The sequence below is a fragment of the Thermoanaerobacter sp. A7A genome (genome assembly GCF_000445185.1).
Classification (GTDB): Bacteria; Bacillota; Thermoanaerobacteria; order Thermoanaerobacterales; family Thermoanaerobacteraceae; genus Thermoanaerobacter.
On record NZ_AVAF01000123.1, the window covers coordinates 13966 to 31140 of the forward strand.

20 protein-coding genes, 1 pseudogene and 1 riboswitch are annotated in these 17175 nt (G+C 35.9%); all 21 genes and pseudogenes read right to left on the reverse strand.

The annotated features are described in order from the left end of the window. Entirely contained in the window at positions 1-768 is a 768-nt protein-coding gene (gene cbiQ, locus M663_RS0109745) for a cobalt ECF transporter T component CbiQ (protein ID WP_029688772.1), read from the reverse strand. Then, a complete protein-coding gene (locus tag M663_RS0109750) occupies positions 755-1048 on the reverse strand; it encodes an energy-coupling factor ABC transporter substrate-binding protein (protein ID WP_029688773.1) in 294 nt (97 codons plus the stop codon). Before M663_RS0109750 ends, cbiQ begins: the two co-directional genes overlap by 14 nt. Further along, a complete protein-coding gene (locus M663_RS0109755) occupies positions 1045-1788 on the reverse strand; it encodes an energy-coupling factor ABC transporter permease (protein WP_029688774.1) in 744 nt (247 codons plus the stop codon). The genes M663_RS0109750 and M663_RS0109755 overlap by 4 nt, the downstream gene beginning before the upstream one ends. A 123-nt stretch (positions 1789-1911) precedes the next feature. Then, positions 1912-2162: riboswitch (cobalamin riboswitch) on the reverse strand. 43 nt (positions 2163-2205) lie between these two features. Next, positions 2206-3522, reverse strand: coding sequence for a glutamate-1-semialdehyde 2,1-aminomutase (hemL, locus tag M663_RS0109760; protein WP_029688775.1), 1317 nt, complete (start codon positions 3520-3522; stop codon positions 2206-2208). 144 nt (positions 3523-3666) lie between these two features. Further along, positions 3667-4101, reverse strand: a pseudogene (locus tag M663_RS15520) (bifunctional precorrin-2 dehydrogenase/sirohydrochlorin ferrochelatase); the annotation flags it as partial. Then, positions 4083-5057, reverse strand: a complete 975-nt coding sequence (hemB, locus tag M663_RS0109765; RefSeq protein ID WP_029688776.1) for a porphobilinogen synthase — start codon at positions 5055-5057, stop codon at positions 4083-4085. The pseudogene M663_RS15520 and the gene hemB, both read right to left, overlap by 19 nt. Before the next feature lie 14 nt (positions 5058-5071). After that, entirely contained in the window at positions 5072-6565 is a 1494-nt protein-coding gene (gene cobA, locus M663_RS0109770) for a uroporphyrinogen-III C-methyltransferase (protein WP_029688777.1), read from the reverse strand. After that, a complete protein-coding gene (gene hemC / locus M663_RS0109775) occupies positions 6565-7464 on the reverse strand; it encodes a hydroxymethylbilane synthase (RefSeq protein ID WP_029688779.1) in 900 nt (299 codons plus the stop codon). Before hemC ends, cobA begins: the two co-directional genes overlap by 1 nt. Before the next feature lie 20 nt (positions 7465-7484). Beyond that, positions 7485-8672: a glutamyl-tRNA reductase gene (hemA, locus tag M663_RS0109780; RefSeq protein WP_029688780.1), complete on the reverse strand. Its 1188-nt coding sequence runs from the start codon at positions 8670-8672 to the stop codon at positions 7485-7487. Further along, a complete protein-coding gene (gene cobK, locus M663_RS0109785) occupies positions 8653-9408 on the reverse strand; it encodes a precorrin-6A reductase (RefSeq protein WP_029688781.1) in 756 nt (251 codons plus the stop codon). Before cobK ends, hemA begins: the two co-directional genes overlap by 20 nt. Then, positions 9405-10136 carry a precorrin-3B C(17)-methyltransferase gene (cobJ, locus tag M663_RS0109790; protein WP_029688782.1) on the reverse strand — a complete coding sequence of 244 codons (732 nt, stop codon included), beginning with the start codon at positions 10134-10136 and terminating at the stop codon, positions 9405-9407. Before cobJ ends, cobK begins: the two co-directional genes overlap by 4 nt. Position 10137: 1 nt before the next feature. Further along, the gene (gene cbiG, locus M663_RS14755; protein ID WP_273702687.1) at positions 10138-11163 is read right to left on the reverse strand and encodes a cobalt-precorrin 5A hydrolase; all 1026 of its coding nucleotides are present in this window, start codon (positions 11161-11163) and stop codon (positions 10138-10140) included. Further along, entirely contained in the window at positions 11160-11915 is a 756-nt protein-coding gene (cobM, locus tag M663_RS0109800) for a precorrin-4 C(11)-methyltransferase (RefSeq protein ID WP_029688783.1), read from the reverse strand. The genes cbiG and cobM overlap by 4 nt, the downstream gene beginning before the upstream one ends. Before the next feature lie 2 nt (positions 11916-11917). Beyond that, on the reverse strand, positions 11918-12592 hold the full coding sequence (gene cobI, locus M663_RS0109805) for a precorrin-2 C(20)-methyltransferase (RefSeq protein WP_029688784.1): 675 nt from the start codon (positions 12590-12592) through the stop codon (positions 11918-11920). Position 12593: 1 nt separating this feature from the next. Further along, positions 12594-13178, reverse strand: coding sequence for a precorrin-6Y C5,15-methyltransferase (decarboxylating) subunit CbiT (gene cbiT / locus M663_RS0109810; protein ID WP_273702688.1), 585 nt, complete (start codon positions 13176-13178; stop codon positions 12594-12596). After that, positions 13163-13774, reverse strand: coding sequence for a precorrin-6y C5,15-methyltransferase (decarboxylating) subunit CbiE (gene cbiE, locus M663_RS0109815; protein WP_029688786.1), 612 nt, complete (start codon positions 13772-13774; stop codon positions 13163-13165). Before cbiE ends, cbiT begins: the two co-directional genes overlap by 16 nt. Then, complete coding sequence (cbiD, locus tag M663_RS0109820; protein ID WP_029688787.1) at positions 13768-14868, reverse strand: cobalt-precorrin-5B (C(1))-methyltransferase CbiD; 1101 nt, start codon at positions 14866-14868, stop codon at positions 13768-13770. The genes cbiE and cbiD overlap by 7 nt, the downstream gene beginning before the upstream one ends. A gap of 32 nt (positions 14869-14900) precedes the next feature. Then, positions 14901-15524: a precorrin-8X methylmutase gene (locus M663_RS0109825; protein ID WP_029688788.1), complete on the reverse strand. Its 624-nt coding sequence runs from the start codon at positions 15522-15524 to the stop codon at positions 14901-14903. A 30-nt stretch (positions 15525-15554) separates the two neighbouring features. Then, a complete protein-coding gene (locus M663_RS0109830; RefSeq protein WP_029688789.1) occupies positions 15555-15920 on the reverse strand; it encodes a CbiX/SirB N-terminal domain-containing protein in 366 nt (121 codons plus the stop codon). A 16-nt stretch (positions 15921-15936) separates the two neighbouring features. Beyond that, positions 15937-16689: an adenosylcobinamide-GDP ribazoletransferase gene (cobS, locus tag M663_RS0109835; RefSeq protein WP_004399803.1), complete on the reverse strand. Its 753-nt coding sequence runs from the start codon at positions 16687-16689 to the stop codon at positions 15937-15939. Positions 16690-16711: 22 nt separating this feature from the next. Next, positions 16712-17175 (reverse strand): bifunctional adenosylcobinamide kinase/adenosylcobinamide-phosphate guanylyltransferase (gene cobU, locus M663_RS0109840; RefSeq protein ID WP_029688790.1); only part of this gene is annotated, 464 nt, incomplete at its 5' end.

The following is a 17175-nucleotide window of genomic DNA, read 5'->3' on the forward strand; positions in this document are numbered from 1 at the left end:
TCACCTCCTTAAAAGCATTGATATGCTTATTAAAATTAGTTCTATCAAAATAATAAATATTATATTTTTATAACAAAATTTGTAATCTTTACCGATGACTTTTAGTTCTCCGTTATAACCCCTTGCTTCTAAAGCCACATATAAATCCTGTGAATCTTTGTAAGACTTAATAAAAAGAGAAGATATCAAAAAGCCTAAAGACCTATAACTATTTTTTAATGTGGCATATCCCAGTCTTGAATCCTGAGATATGTAGATATCATCGGCTGCTTGTATTAAAACAAATATAAATCGATAAATAAGCTGAAGCAGCTCCAAAAATAATGATGGAAATTTAAATTTCTTTAAGACATTTATGATGTCAACTACAGGAGTAGTAAGAGCAAGAAAATATAAGCAAGAGACCACTGCTAAAGCTCTGAAGAATAAAATAATAGCAGTGCTAACTCCTTTTGCGGTAATCCCTAAGGTTATTCCAAAAATATTAAAACTTACTAATGCAATACTTTTATCCTCTACAACATTTATTACAAGTGTCAATATGCTTATTATGAGAAAAGAATAAGGAATTAACATAAGTTTAATATACACTTTTGCTGGAATTTTCGCTTTAAATACAGTTACCACAAACATCAAAATAATTACTGCAATATTTGTATAGGCATCAAATTTAAAACATAAAATCATTGTCAAAAAGGCAAATAAAAGTTTTTCAACAGGATGTACATTGTACATCCTGTTTGTGTAAGAGTAACTATCTATTAGCATTTTTCCTCCCCTTCACAAGGCCTATGTAATATCCCAAAAAGCCTGCACCAATTGCAGCCTGTAAGGCAAACAAAAGGCTTGCAATTTCTCCGCTTGGTGGCTCCCAAATTGGTTCAAACCATGGCTTGTAATTTTTGTCTACCTGAGCAATAGCCTCTGTCGCCCTGTCATCTGTACCAGCAAATTCAGCGTTTTTAATAGTAACAAGAGGAAACACAATCAGCAAAATGACCAACAAGCCTAATATCAAATTTTTCATTAAAAACTTTTTATCCTTCATACTACCTTACCTTCTTCCTCTAAAACGTTAAGCTCAATGAGTTCCTCTTTGCTGTAGGCAGATAGCATATTGATTACAAGCACAGTTAAAAGTCCCTCACTTATTGCCAAAGGTACCTGTGTCACTGCAAATATCCCCATGAATTTTAAAAATGAGGCTGTAAAACCACCTACTTCAGCAGGAAAAGCAATAGCCAATTGGAAGGATGTCGTCACATATGTAAGCAAATCCCCAATTGAGGCAGCCAAAAATACTGCAAGCCAATTTGGCCCCCCTGCTTTTTTTATTCCTTTAAATATATAATAGGAAGCAATTGGCCCTACTATAGCCATGGAAAATGTATTAGCACCCAAAGTTGTTATGCCGCCATGGGCCAAAAGCAGTGCCTGAAACAAAAGCACTATAAGGCCTAAAACGCTCATAGCAAAAGGTCCAAAAAGTATAGCTCCAAGCCCTACACCGGTTGGATGCGAACAACTTCCCGTAACTGATGGGATTTTCAAGGCTGAAAGCACAAAGGCAAAAGCACCTGCAAAACCCAAAAGCATTTTAAGCTTTGGATTTTCCTTTACCTTTTTGTTTATCGTTATAAGTCCCACAACCACAAAAGGCAAAGAAGCTGCATCCCATATTATGCACCACTTAAGAGGAAGAAACCCTTCCATTATGTGCATAGAATAGGCAATTTGCGGCGCTATTAAAAGCAATGCAAATGCTGTTAACAACATCCATTTTTTCACACCAAACACCTCTTTTTTATAAAATTTAAGCAAAAATAAAACCTCTTAACTTACCAACGGCGTTAAGAGGTTAAAAAACACATATGTATCCCTTTCTAACACCCCCTCTCTCGACCGTAGAGTAAGTGTGACACAAATACAGGCAGGTCTCCTGACTTAGGTTCATCGCTCTTTACGCCTTCCCACCCGTCACTCAGCGGAGCATGTTTTTATACGAAATATAATTGTTAAATTCGTGCTCCGCTGAGTGACGGGCAGTGGCATAATGTAAAGAGCTCACCATCACAGTGGCGGGACCGTGCAGGACTTTCACCTGCTTCCCTTTTAACCCAATTTTGATTTCAAAATTAGGCACCTGTATTTGCATGTTATTCAATTCTTCCTTTAAATAAAGCATATCATTTTATAAATAGTTTGTCAATGAATAGAAATGTCCCTGTATTGCTTACTTATAATTTTTGCAGCTTCAAAACTGGCCTCAATTGTTTTTTCAATATCCTCCTCTGTGTGAGCTATTGATAAAAAGAAGGTCTCAAATTGAGAAGGCGGCAAGTACACACCCCTTTTTAGCATTTCTCTAAAATATGCAGCATACAAAGCAGTGTTTGATTTTAAAGCAGAGTCATAGTCTTTTACTTCATCTTTCGTAAAAAACATACACATCATGCTGCCTACTCTATTTATTGTAACATCAATTCCATTTTGAACCATGCTCTCTTTTAACCCATTACATAGTTTTTCTGCTTTTTTATCTAATTCTTCATAAAGGGCAGGGTCCTCAGATAAAATTTTTAGAGTCTCAAACCCTGCTGCCATTGCAAGAGGATTTCCAGACAAAGTCCCTGCTTGGTACACAGGCCCATCAGGAGAAACCAACCTCATTATCTCCTCTCTTCCTCCATAGGCACCAACAGGAAGCCCACCTCCAATGATTTTCCCAAGTGTAGTAATGTCAGGTATAACACTGTAAAGTCCTTGTGCCCCTGAATAAGATACTCTAAAGCCTGTCATCACTTCATCAAAAATTAAAAGTGCTCCATACTTTGTAGTAATCTCTCTTAATCCTTTTAAAAATTTCTCCTCAGGTAAAACAGTACCCATATTTCCGGCAACAGGCTCTACAATTACAGCAGCGATATTTTCACCATATATTTTGAAAATATCTTCTACCATTTTGATGTCATTATATCTCGCTATAATTGTATCCTTTGCTACCTCTTTTGTCACACCTTTTGAATCAGGCATTCCGAAAGTAAGTGCACCTGACCCTGCTTTTATAAGCAGGCTGTCAGAATGTCCGTGATAACATCCTTCAAATTTTACAATGATGTCTCTTTCCGTATATCCTCTTGCCAATCTTATAGCACTCATAGTGGCTTCTGTTCCTGAATTTACCATTCTGACAACTTCTACAGATGGAACAGCCTCAATTACTTTTTCCGCCATCTTAACTTCTAACTCTGTGCAGGCTCCAAAACTGGTTCCCAGTTCTGCCTGTTTCTTAATAGCTTCTACTACTTGTGGATGAGCATGTCCCAGTATCAGTGGTCCCCATGAAAGGACGTAGTCTATGTATTCATTGCCATCCTCATCCCAAATATGACTTCCTTGTCCCTTTTTTATAAAAACGGGAGTAGCTCTTACTGACTTAAAAGCCCTTACGGGACTATTAACACCACCCGGCATAAGTTTTTTAGCCTTTCCAAAAAGCTTTTGTGATTTATCAGTTTTCACAGAATCACCTCTTAACAGCCCGCTTTTCTCAATAATTTTTCTGTAAATAGCCATTTTTTCTTCCTCAGTGAAGCCTTTGTCTTTTAATTCTATCCTCTTCTGGTATAGCTTTTGTAATAGTTTTTCATAGTCATCATTGAAAATTGACTTCAACTTTTCTTTTATCATTCTCGAAAGAAGTGGACTTTTGCCACTTGTAGATATAGAGATAATTAAGTCTCCCCTTTTTACAGTGGAAGGCACAATAAAAGAAGAAAGGTCTTTATCATCAATCACATTTACAAGCACATTGTATTTTTCTCCATCTGACGCCACAAGTTTATTTACCTTCTCATCATCTGTAGCAGCAATCGCAACAAAAAATCCCCTTACATCCCCTTGTTGGTACTCACGTCTTATAAGTTCCACCTTTTCTTTTGCTGAAAGCTTAAGTATTTCCTCATCAAAAGAAGGAGAAATGGCAGTAACTAAAGCTTCTCCTTCAACAAGAGATAAAATTTTTCTAAGAGCAACTTTGCCACCCCCTACAACAAGGCATTTTTTGTTTTTTATATTAAGCATTATAGGGTAATAAGCCATTTTGCAACATCCTTTGCAAAGTAGGTTATAACTATGTCTGCCCCTGCCCTTTTAATTGAAGTGAGTATTTCTAAGACTACCGATTTTTCATCAATCCAACCCATCTTAGCTGCCGCCTTCATCATTGAATATTCTCCACTTACATTGTAAGCAGCAATAGGAATGTTAAAATTATCTTTTACCCGCCTTATAATATCAAGATAAGAAAGTGCCGGCTTTACCATGACAATATCTGCTCCTTCTTCAATGTCAAGAGCTATTTCTCTTAAGGCTTCATTGGAGTTCCCATAGTCCATTTGATAAGACTTTCTGTCGCCAAATTGTGGGGCGGAATTAGCTGCTTCTCTAAAAGGTCCATAAAAAGAGGAAGCGTATTTAGCACTGTAAGCCATAATAGGTGTATTTACAAATCCTTTACTATCTAAAAGCTTTCTTATGGCAGCTACTCTTCCATCCATCATGTCAGAAGGCGCTACAATATCCGCTCCTGCTTCCACATGGGACAAGGCTATTTTAGCAATGTAATCTATCGTTTTGTCATTTACAACTTGTCCATTTTCAACAATTCCACAGTGACCATGAATTGTATACCCACACATACACACATCTGTTATTACCACAATTTCAGGCACTTTTTCTTTTATTTCTCTCACCGCTTTTTGAACGATGCCTTCCTCACTATAAGCCTCTGACCCTAATTCATCTTTATATGAAGGCACACCAAAAAGTAAAATAGCAGGAATTCCAAGGTCACGCACTTCTTTAACTTCTTCTACAAGCAAATCTATAGAAAAATGGTAAACACCCGGCATTGAATCTATCTCTTCTTTTATATTATCTCCTGGCACAACAAAAAGAGGATATATAAGGTCACCAACATCTAAAGAAGTTTCTCGTATCATCTCCCTTAAAATACTGTTCATCCTAAGCCTTCTTGGCCTTTTTACCAAATCCATTTTATCTCCTCTTTCTATTGGTTTTGATAGTTTTTTAATATTTCTTCAATAAGTTTTTCCGTTGTGTATTCACTTGGCATTATGTCTACATTAAATCCTTTATCCTCTATAGCTTTCTTTGTTACAGGTCCTATTGCAGCTATTTTAGAGTTTTTTAGAAGATTTATTTCGTCTCCTATTAATTGATGCATATAATTAAAGGTAGAGGAACTTGTAAATACAGCAATATCTATTCCTTTGCGGAGTTCACTTATAAGCTTTTCCTTTATTTCATAATTTGGTTCATTTTTATATGCGACAATTTTTTGTACGTTAGCACAATTTCCTAGACTTTCCATTAATATATCCCCGCCTATCTGAGAAGTCAAAAGCGCTATGTTTTTTCCTTCAACATGTTTTTTAAGTGCATTTGCTAAAGAGTATGAGGTGTACTCCTCAGGAATTATATCTGGATATATAAAAATATTTTCTAAAGCTTCCGCAGTTTTACTTCCTATCGCTACTACTTTAATTCTTAAATTTCTTAAATCAACCCTTTTTTCTCGGGAAGCTTCAATAAAACTCCAAACGTCATTTACACTTGTAAATACAGCATAATCGAATTTATGTATTTCTTCTAAAAACTTTACTATATTATTTAAAAACGGCGTGATTTTAATAGTAGGACAAACAACAACATCTGCTCCCTCTTCACTCAAAATTTTTTTCATCTGCTGTGATTGTTCATAGGTCCTTGTAAGCAAAATCCTTTTCCCAAAAAGCTTTTTGTTTTCATACCATTTTAATCTGTCCCTTAATGTTACAACATCTCCTACAGCAAAAACTCCCGGATTTTTTATTCCTTCTTTTCGTACAAGACTTGAAATATCAATGAGTTTTGCAGTCACAACTTTTTGGTTTGGAGTAGTACCTTCCATTATTACTGCTGCCGGTGTATGAGGGTCTTTGCCGTAATTGAGAAGTTTTTTCACAATTTTTTCTATATTTTTTATCCCCATGAGAAATACAAGTGTCCCATCGAGTTTTGATATGACCTCCCAATCGAGTTTTTTATCTTTCCCTTTCCATTCATGACCCGTTATTACGTGAAATGACGAACTTAAATCTCTATGGGTTACAGGAATTCCTGCATAGGATAGGACAGCCACTGCAGATGTTATGCCTGGCACTACCTCATAAGGTATTCTTTTTTGTGTAAGATATTCCGATTCTTCGCCACCTCTTCCGAATACAAAAGGGTCTCCTCCTTTAATTCTTGCTACTTTTTTGCCAGAAAGGGCCTTTTTCGCAATTATTTCATTTATTTTACTTTGAGGTACTTTGTGATTATCCGGAAACTTTCCAACATCAATAAGCTCTGCATCCTTTTTTGCCATTTTTAAAATATCTTCATTAATGAGCCTGTCATACACCAGCACATCTGCATTTTTTATTAGTTCGACTGCTCTCAATGTTAAAAGCCCAATATCTCCAGGTCCTGCTCCGATCAAATATACAATCCCTGACATCATATACCTCCAAATTCCTCAATAAGCTTTTCTATCATTTTATCGGTTTCTTCAATTAAACCAGTCACTTCACCTTTTAAAAGTTTATTCTCTTTTTGATAAGCAATTTTTATGTTTATTTTTTCTCCATCATTCTCTTTTCCATATTGGGCATAGGCACCAAAAGGCTGTCTGCAATCTAATCCAAAGGTTTTTAAAAGTTTTCTTTCAACAGAAGCTTCAAAAAGCGTTTTTACGTCAACAATGTGTGAATAAAACTCTTGAAAGATATCCTCAAAATTTTCCGCAATTTCTACTGCAAGAATTCCCTGACAGGGTGCCGGCACAACTACATCAGGTGGAAAATACTCAGTAATAACATTCTCAAATCCTAACCTGTGCAAACCCGCCGCTGCCAAAACAATGCCATCAAGGTTTAATTCCTCCATTTTTTTGAGTCTCGTCTTTATATTCCCTCTTATTGAAACAATTTCTATATCTGGCCTTAAAGCTTTAAGCTGCACTTGCCTTCTTAAACTGCTGGTCCCAATTTTAGCCCCTTTTTTTAAATTCATAAATCGCGTCCCATCTCTTGAAATAAACACATCTTTTGGGTCTTCTCTTTTTAAAACTGCCATGAGTTTGAGCTTTTCAGGTATTTCATAAGGCATGTCCTTCATGCTGTGGACTGCCATGTCAATTTCGCCTTTTAACAATGCACTTTCTATTTCTTTTACAAAAACTCCTTTACCGCCTATTTCGTTTACAGGTTTGTCAATTAATTTATCTCCTTGTGTAGTGATCCTTACTATTTCAAATTCAAAATCCTGCCTAAACTTTTTTATTTCATTTATAACCATTTCAGTTTGCTTTAAAGCCAATTCGCTTGACCTTGTCCCAACTCTTATAACTTTTTTCATCATTTACCTCCATCATCCTTTTAATAGGCGTTACTTTTAAGGTGCATTATCATTTTATTAGCCATTTTGTTCGCAACTCTTTTTAAAGCGATTTTTATATTTTCCTTGTCTTTTTCAGATGCATTAGTCAATTTATTTATAATCCTTTTATATTCTGCATTATAAACTTCATAGGCATATCTACTTACTTCTTTTATATAAGGCTCTATTTCAAGGGTTTTGTACCATTTGTCAAATTCTTTAACTTCCTCTTTCACCATTTTTTCAATTACTCCGATAAGGGAAAGTCTCTCTTTTTTGTTTTCCTCCGCCGTCCTCTTTAAATCGTCAATAGTATAAAGGCTCACCCCTTCTAGTTGTCCTATCCTCGGGTCTATATCCCTTGGAAGAGCTATATCCACCATACAAATTTTTCTACCGTTATATGCTTGCTTGAATTTATCATAATCCACTGTGTAGTGAGGTGCGTTTGTAGCACTTATTACAATATCACTACTGGCAATGTACTGATATTTTTGTTCATAAGGCACAATGTGTATCTCAGGAACTTGCTCCTTTAGTTCAATAGCTTTTGAAAAAGTCCTGTTTGTGACAAATACATCAGCACCTTTATCTATAAGATTTATTATGGCTTTTTGCCCCATCTCACCAAGACCTATCACAAAAGCTTTTTTGCCTGCTATGTCATTAAAAACCTCCTGAACAAATTTAACTGCAATATAGCTTATCGATAAAGCTAAATCTTTTATGCCAGTATCGGCACGGGCTCTTTTGCCGAGAGTTACTGCATCTCTAAAGAGTTTAAAAAGTATCTTTCCGGCAGAATTAAAGACCTGCGCAGTGTTTATAGCCTCCTTCACCTGTGACAGTATTTGGTCTTCACCTACTACCATAGATTCAAGTCCACAGGCAACTCTAAAAATATGTTCTACTGCCTCAAGTCCGCAAACTTGGTGTAAGTATGTTAAAAAATCCTCTTTTAAATCAAAGTATTTAATAAAAAAATTTTTTACTTGTTGTGGACTTATTTTTTGTGAGTAATAGTAAATCTCACTCCTGTGACAGGTAGAAAGTATTACAACCTCCTCCAACCCCAATTCTTTTAATTTTATTAAAGCATCTTCAATATCCTTAAAAGAGATTTTTTCTCTCAACTCTAAAGGAACATCTTTGCCTATTCCCACCATTTTAATATTGTTTATGTCCACTTTTTGTCACCTCTTTTATGAGACTGTCAACATCTGTTACTACAACAGGATAATTTATATCAGGCCTTTTTATAAGGATGACAGGTATATTGAGCATTTTAGCGGCTTCAAACTTCTGCAAAACTCCTCCCACAATGCCACTGTCTTTTGTCACAATTACTTCCGCATTCCTTTCTTTAAACATTTGATAATTAAGCTCTTTGGTAAAAGGGCCCTCCATCGCTATTATATCTTTTGGTTTTAATCCTAAATCTTCACACTTTTTTATGACACTACTTAAAGGCAGCACTCTTGCCGTCACCTTTTTCCCCATTTCCCAGAGAAACTTAAATTTTTCGAGGTTTTTACTGCCTACAGTCAAAAAAATGCTGTGGTATTCTTTGCATTTCTCAGCTGCTTCTTCGAAATTTTCAACTACAATGGCATTATCGTAATAAAGGCTTTTTCTTTCATACCTTATATACTTGATGCCAGTTTTGTTACAGGCATTTATAGCATTTATGCTTACATCTTTTGCAAAAGGATGCGTTGCATCAACTAAAATGTCTATGTTGTTTTTATAAATAAACTCAATGAGGCTTACTTCACCCAGTGCGCCTTTGTGGACTTTAATTCCCTCACTAAAAAGGCTTGCACCATAATCTGTCACTGTACTTGCTATAACCTCCATACCTTTAAGCTTTAATCTTTCTGCAACCTCTCTTCCGTCTTTTGTACCTGCTAAAACCAGTATCATAAAATATATCCCCTCGGCGTTATCATTTTGCCATTTCGCACATAAGTGCTTTCATTTCCTATTATTATAATTGTCCTCATATCAATTTCATGATTTGCCATCTCTTTTAATGTAGTAATTACTGTCTCTTGCCCTTCTCTTGAGGCATTTTTTACTATCCCAACAGGGATGTCGCCTTTTTTATATTTCATAATAATTTTCTGTGCTTTTATAAGGTTTTCCGGTCTTTCTTTGCTTTTAGGGTTGTAGAGGACAATTATAAAATCAGCTTGTGATGAAAGTTCCAGCCTTTTTTCTATCACCTGCCAAGGTATCAAATGGTCTGAAAGGCTTATCACCGCAAAGTCCTGCATTACAGGCGCTCCCAGTATGGCTGCCGCAGAATTTAAAGCAGTTACCCCCGGTATTACTTCTATTTCTAAATCTATGTTTTCTTTATGGACAACCTCATACATAAGCCCTGCCATGCCATATATGCCTGCATCACCGCTGGAAACAATGCATATATTTTTACCCTGTAAAGCCAACTCAACAGCTTTTTTACATCTATCAACTTCTTTTCTCATCCCTGATGAGATTACCTCTTTGTCTTCAATTAAAGGCTTAATAAGATTGATATAAGTAGTATATCCTACAACTACATCACATTCTTTTAAGGCATTGTAGGCTTTAAGAGTCATGTCATTTATATCACCGGGACCTATTCCCACGACTTTAATCCATCCCATGTCAATCCTTCTTTCTGGATTTATATATAGCAAGTGTTATCCCATCCTTTTTAAGATATGCTATCTCTTTGCCACCATCACTAGATAAATAAGCAGAAGGCCTTGCAACACTTCCAACTCCCACTGTATGAAAAACGAAATCCGAAATAGGAAATTTGTTTTCTACTTTTTTTAAATCTTCTTTTGTGTAAAAAACAACAGGAACTTTTAAAAATTCCGCCAACTGATGTATCCCTTTTTCTTCTTTTTTTATATCTATAGTAGCAATTGACTTGATGCTTTTTAAGCTTAAATTTAAGTTTTTAAAGGTTTCACTAACAAAGGTAAGCAAATCCTCAAAAGCTATTCCTTTTTTACATCCTAAGCCAATAACTATATTTTTAGGCCTTAATATAACATAAGGTTTTTCTAACAGTTTTTTTATTTCTTTGTCAGTTACATAAACAAAAGCATCAACTTCACCGTCATCATCGTTTTTTACATAATCTTTTAGTAAAGGTATTTCCTCAACATCTTCATCAAAGACAAAGCGTACATTTTCTCCATTTACAAGGGCTGCACTGACCTTTTTTAAATCCTCTATATTTTCAATTTGGTATCCGTAATCTTTAGCAATAACGTCAAGGGATATGACTCCTTCTATATCTGTTGCAGTTGTTATCACAGGCTGTGCACTAATTATGGACGCTACTGTCAAAGCGAGCCTATTTGCACCACCAACATGGCCCGATAAAAGGCTTATTGCAAACCTCCCTTTTTCATCTACTACCACAACAGCAGGGTCAGTAAATTTGTCCTTCACCACCCCTGCAATTGCTCTTACCACAATCCCTGTAGCCATTACAAAAACAAGACCCTCATATTTGCTGAATATTTTGTGAACAAACTCCACAAAATCTCCTTCTATTGCATAGTTTCCTGAAACGGCGTATTTTTCTTTTACATACACGTCCCCTTTTAATTTTTGGCCAATCTCATTCGCCAGCTTTGAAGCATTTTTTGTAAGAGCAATTATCGCTATTCTCATAAATCTTCCTTCTTCCTGAAGCTATGAGAAAATTTCTTATCATAAAGCTTTGAATAAGATTTTATATCTTTCAAGAAATCTCCTACAAGTATCATAGCTGTTTTATCTATCCCTTTTGATTTGACCTTTTGTGAAATATCATTAAGGGTGCCTGTAACAATCATTTGGTCTTCCCAAGTGGCTTTGTATACAACTGCAACAGGAGTAGTCTCTTCATAACCCTCTTTCAGCTCTAAAACGACATTGTCAATGTCCTGCACGCTTAAAAATATCGCCATTGTAGCTTTGTGGCGGGATAAATCTTTTAAGTCCTGCTTTGGAGGTACTTTTGTCCTTCCGCCTATTCGTGTTATAATAACCGTCTGGGTTATTTCAGGAATCGTCAGCTCTTTTTTCAAAACTGCCGCTGCTGCCAAAAAAGAACTAACACCGGGAATTACTTCATAATCTATATTTTCTTCTTCCAGCCTCACAATCTGTTCATGTATGGCACCGTAAATAGCAGGGTCTCCTGTGTGTATTCTCGCTACATCTTTCCCCTCATTATAAGATTTTACCATAAGCTCAATTATTTCATCAAGATTCATTAAAGCGCTATCGTAAATTTCAGCCTCTGGTTTTGCGTATTTCAATATCTCTTTATTGACAAGTGACCCTGCGTATATGATGACATCACAAGCCTGTATTATTTTCATCCCTTTTAATGTTATAAGTTCAGGGTCTCCTGGTCCTGCACCAATAAAATAAACCACAGCTACTTCACCTTCTTTGCAATAATGAGTGACAAATAATCTATCTTTTTCCCTATATATCTATCAAGGTCGTAGGATATTTTTTCCTCTTTATGGCCGCACTTTATCACAAGGTATCCTTTGAAGCTTTTTTCTTTTAGAAGATTTACTATTTCCTCGTATCTTCTCGAAATTTTCATTAATACCACGTTATCAAACATATCAAGAGATTTTGAAATTTCCGTCACATCTCCTGATGAAATCACTGCAAAAGTCTCGTTTCCCTCCGCAATTGGGATATTTAACCTTGAGGCGGCTGCACTATAGGAGGTAATTCCAGGAATCGTCTCTACTTCGTAATCCTCAATTCCTTTTAAAATGTATATGTAGGTACTGTAAATCATGGGGTCTCCTATTGTTATAAAAGCTACGTCTTTCCCCTCATCAAGCAACTCTTTGATTTTTTTAACATTTTCTTCCCACTTTGTTTTGAGGTCTTCTTTTGAGTAGGTCATGGGAAATTCCATAAATACTACATCGCCTTTTATATAAGGCTTTGCAATCTCATAAGCAATACTTCCTTCTCCTTTACTTGAAGGGGCTATCACCACATCTACCTTTTGAAGTATTTTTACAGCTTTTAAAGTAATAAGGCTTTCCTCCCCCGGTCCTACTCCTATGCCGTATAATTTTGCCATTCTATCCCTCTCTTTTCGCCGTTATTATGTAAACAGGATTTCTTGCTATCATCATCGTTTTATTTCCTGCTTCTTTTGAAACTGAAATATTTACACATATCGTTTCAACCCTATATCCTTTTTGTTTAAAATAATGATTAGCTGAATATGCTGTATCAAGCGTAATCCCATTAACTACGATTATTCCATCTCTTTTTAATTTAGTTATAGCAGTCTGGAATATTTGATACATTTTATCCCCTGTACCTCCAATAAATATCCTATCAGGAGATGGCAAATCTAAAAGGGCATCAGGCGCTTCACCAGCCACCACAACAATATTTTCTACATTAAATCTTTTGATGTTTTCATTTATAAGTCTTATCCCATCTTCTTCTTTTTCTATAGAATAAACAACACCTTTTTTTGATATTAAAGCAGCCTCAATAGAAACAGAACCTGTACCTGCGCCAATATCCCATATTATGCTGTCTTCTTTAAGCCTCAACTTAGATATTGACAAAGCTCGTATCTCTTCTTTTGTCATAGGTACACTGCCTCTTATAAAATATTCATCGGAAATTCCCGGTGTCATGTATTGCCACATGTTATCACCACTACATTTAAATCAAATTTTTTATTACAGTTTAAAAGTTCCTCTACTGTAAAAGAGTAAATCCTCTCGATGTCATAAGACAGATTTTCACCAACGTGTATTATTCTGTCATGCAAATTTCCCTCTTTCAATAAGGCTGCAATAAATTGTGGCGTATGTGTATTATCAGTAAAAATAGCGACTTTTTTATTTTCTTTTACTTTTTTTACTAAATCCTCACTGCGGCCGTGCAAGCTTACCACTGTCAAATCATTCATTGTTATTTTAAGTTTTGCACACATGTATTGTATTGAGCTTATGCCTGGAATTATTTCTAATTGGCTTTTGTCCACATATTTTAAAATCACTTCGGTTATGCCGTACAAAGAAGGTTCTCCCGATGCCAAAATGACAATATTGCCTTCTCTGCTCATTATACTTTGGTAATCTGTTGAAGCGTTTATCACAATCTTTTCGCAATCAATATCTTCAAATTCCTTGAGATGGCGCCTGCCTCCCACTAGCACATCCGCTTTTTTTATTTTTTCAAGTGCATAGGGGGTAATGAATTTCTTGTTTCCCGGCCCTATTCCCACAATCGTCACCATTCTACTTTCTCCCCTGCTTTTGCAATAATGCCTCTTTTCAATGAAATGAGGTGAACTTCGATATTTAATTTATCGTAAACATACTGCTTACATTTCATGTAGACCCTGTCAGCGATAAACTGACTAAAGTCTTTTATATTGACTCCCGCCTTTTCTATTATATCGAGGGCTTCTTCAGTTGTATTTGAATCCAGAACTTTGTCAACAGTCTTTTTATCTGCACCAAAATGGGCTACATAAGCCGCCATTATTTCTGCTCTTGCATCTGCAACATGGCTGTGGGTATTAAATATCCCTGCTGCTACTTTTACGAGTTTACCTATATGCCCTGCCAACACCACATGTGTAAAGCCGTACTCTACTGCTTTTTCCAGCATAAATCCTAAGAAATTCCCATAAGATATGATAAGCCTTTCTTCAAGGCCTTCTTTCATAGCATAATCTTTGCCGTAATTTCCTGGAGCAAAAACTACCTTTTTATGTCCCTCGGCAGAAAGAATAGAAAGTTCTAACTCAAGAGAAGCTTTTAAAGCTTCCTCCGACATAGGCTCTACAATTCCTGAAGTACCAAGTATTGATATTCCTCCAACTATTCCAAGCCGCGGATTAAAAGTTTTTAAAGCCACCTTTTCACCACCTGGCACGCTTATGGTAATTTTTACACCTTTCCCTTCTGGTAATACTTTTTTGACTTCATTTAAAATCATGGACATTGGAACAGGATTAATAGCGGGTTTTCCAGGGCTTACGGGTAGCCCCGGTTTTGTGACAACTCCTACTCCCTCTCCTCCGTAAACGTCAATTCCTTCTCCCTCTTTTAATTCCACTTTTGAATATATTATAAGCCCGTGAGTTGCATCAGGGTCATCACCGCCGTCTTTTCTTATGCCACATTTTACCCACCCTTCTCCTGACGTCACATCTAAAACATCAAGTATAAGGTGCCACCCCTTTGGTGTATCTATCTCTACAGTGTCTATTTTCTCCCCTGTAAAAAGCATGTAGGTAGCGGCTTTTGAGGCAGCAGCCGCACACGAGCCAGTAGTATAGCCGTATCTCAGCTTTTTACCTTCTTTAATTGTATACACTTCCATAACTCCACCCACTTTTGCGCCTGTCTTTTGTATCAATCACCCATCATGTACAAAAGAGCATTGACTATAGCTGCCGCTATTGTACTTCCACCTTTTCTTCCTTCCGTTATTATGTAGGGCACTCCAAGTTTTTTCACTTCTTCTTTTGCTTCTTCTGCTCCAACAAAACCGACAGGAACGCCAATTATCAAATAAGGCTTTATTTCACCGGAATTTATGAGTTCACAAAGTTTAAAAAGGGCTGTTGGAGCGTTGCCAATGGCAAATATCTTGTTTCTTCCATCTTTTGAGGCTATAACCATTGATGCCATTGACCTTGTAATGGCGTACGTTTTTGAAAGCTCCTCTACTTGTGGCATGTCAATGTAACATTTGACACTTGTTCCTATAGATTTTAAAGCCTTTTTGTTTATTCCCGCTTCAGCCATTTTTGTATCTGTAACAATTGTACATCCCTCTTTTAAGGCTTTTAAACCTGCATCTATTGCTCCATCAGAGATTTTTATTATGTGAGCAAAGTCAAAGTCTGCCGTCGCATGAATTACCCTTTTTACAATCATAAGTTCTCTTTTTTCAAACTTCATCTCGTCAATATTTTTACTTATTATTTCAAAACTTCTCTTCTCAATCTCTTTAGGGTCAGTTATATAATTCATAAAAAACAACCCTTTCCCATAAGTAAATTTTTATTCTACCTCTTTCGCTCTTTCAAGCATTATATCTACGATCCTGTCATCATACCCTATAGACTTTGCAAACTTAATCTTTAAAGCCGGATATTTTTCTTTTTCTTTTCCAAAAACCTCAGGTATATCATGTAACACATGGTTTCCTTCAAATAAAAACATAGGAACTGCTATGATATCGTAAATTCCTTCTTCGACAAATTCTCTTATGGAAGTAGATATATCAGGCTGGTTAAATTCCATAAAACCTGCTTTTACGTCTTTGTATATTTTGAAGCTCTTTATTTTATTTATAACTTGGTATACTGCTTCCCTAGTTTCTTCAACACGACTTCCATGTGCTATTATTAATAATCCTTTTCCCATAAAAATCTCTCCTTTTTTATAATGACACACTTACAAAGCAAATGAGTGCAGTAAGCTCTGCCAATTCATTTACTGCACCGAGAGTATCCCCAGTCATACCACCTATTCTCAGCGAAATATACTTTGATACAATATAAGTAACAAAAAGCGATATAGTAAGTATTTTTACAAAAACCGCTAAAGGCAGTATAAAATAGCTTGTAGCAATTGAAATAACAAAAGCAATGGCAAATTCCCTTATCCCTACTTTACCCAGCATGAGTCCTCCAAGGCCTTCTCCACCTCTTGCAGATTTACTTATCATCATAGAAAATACAATTGACAATCTCCCAATAATTGGGGTAATTAAAAGTGCTGTTAAAGTAATATTTTCGTGTATATTGGTGAGAAATAATATCTTTAAAATAACCATAAAAACTAAAACTAAGACTCCATTTGTGCCAAGCCTTGAATCTCTCATTATCTCAAGCATTCTCTCTTTATCTTTATTGCTGAAAAGACCATCAAAGGTATCTGCAAGCCCGTCAATATGCATTGCTCCTGTTAAAACATAAGAAAAAGCTACAATAAAAGTCATTACAATTTCCCGGGAAAAGAAATTTTTTAACGCAAAGTACAAAAGTGAAAGAATAGACCCTATGACAATTCCAACTACAGGAAAATAAGATGCTATTTTATAAAACTCACTTTTTTCAGCATCAATTTTTATTGGTATAGGAAGGCGTGTCATAAATTGCATCGCAAGTACCAATCTTTTAATTTCTTCCATAAAAATGTTGCACCCCTTTCAATCATCCCTTTATTTTAAGAGGTATTCCTGAAACCATTAAATAAACTTCATCTGCAGCATCTGCCACTTTTTTATTCATCCTGCCTGCTATATCTCTAAATATCCTGCCAAGTTTGTATTCGGGCACTAATCCCATTCCCACTTCATTTGTCACAAGAATTATATCCCCTTTAAAATCCTTCTTAGCACTTAATATCTTATCTACTTCGTCAGCAATTTGCTTTTCTATGTTATCAATCTCCTTCAACTCTACTTTTTCCCATGTTAAGTCAACTTCCATTAATAGGTTTGTAATCATAACTGTAAGGCAGTCAATCAATGCGACTTTGGCATTGCTTTTTGATATTACATCATATAAATTTTTGTAGACTTCTTTTGTCTGCCAAAAAGGTGGCCTTCTCTCTTTATGCCTTTTGACTCTTTCCTTCATTTCTTCGTCAAAAGGAATAGAAGTAGCTATATAAA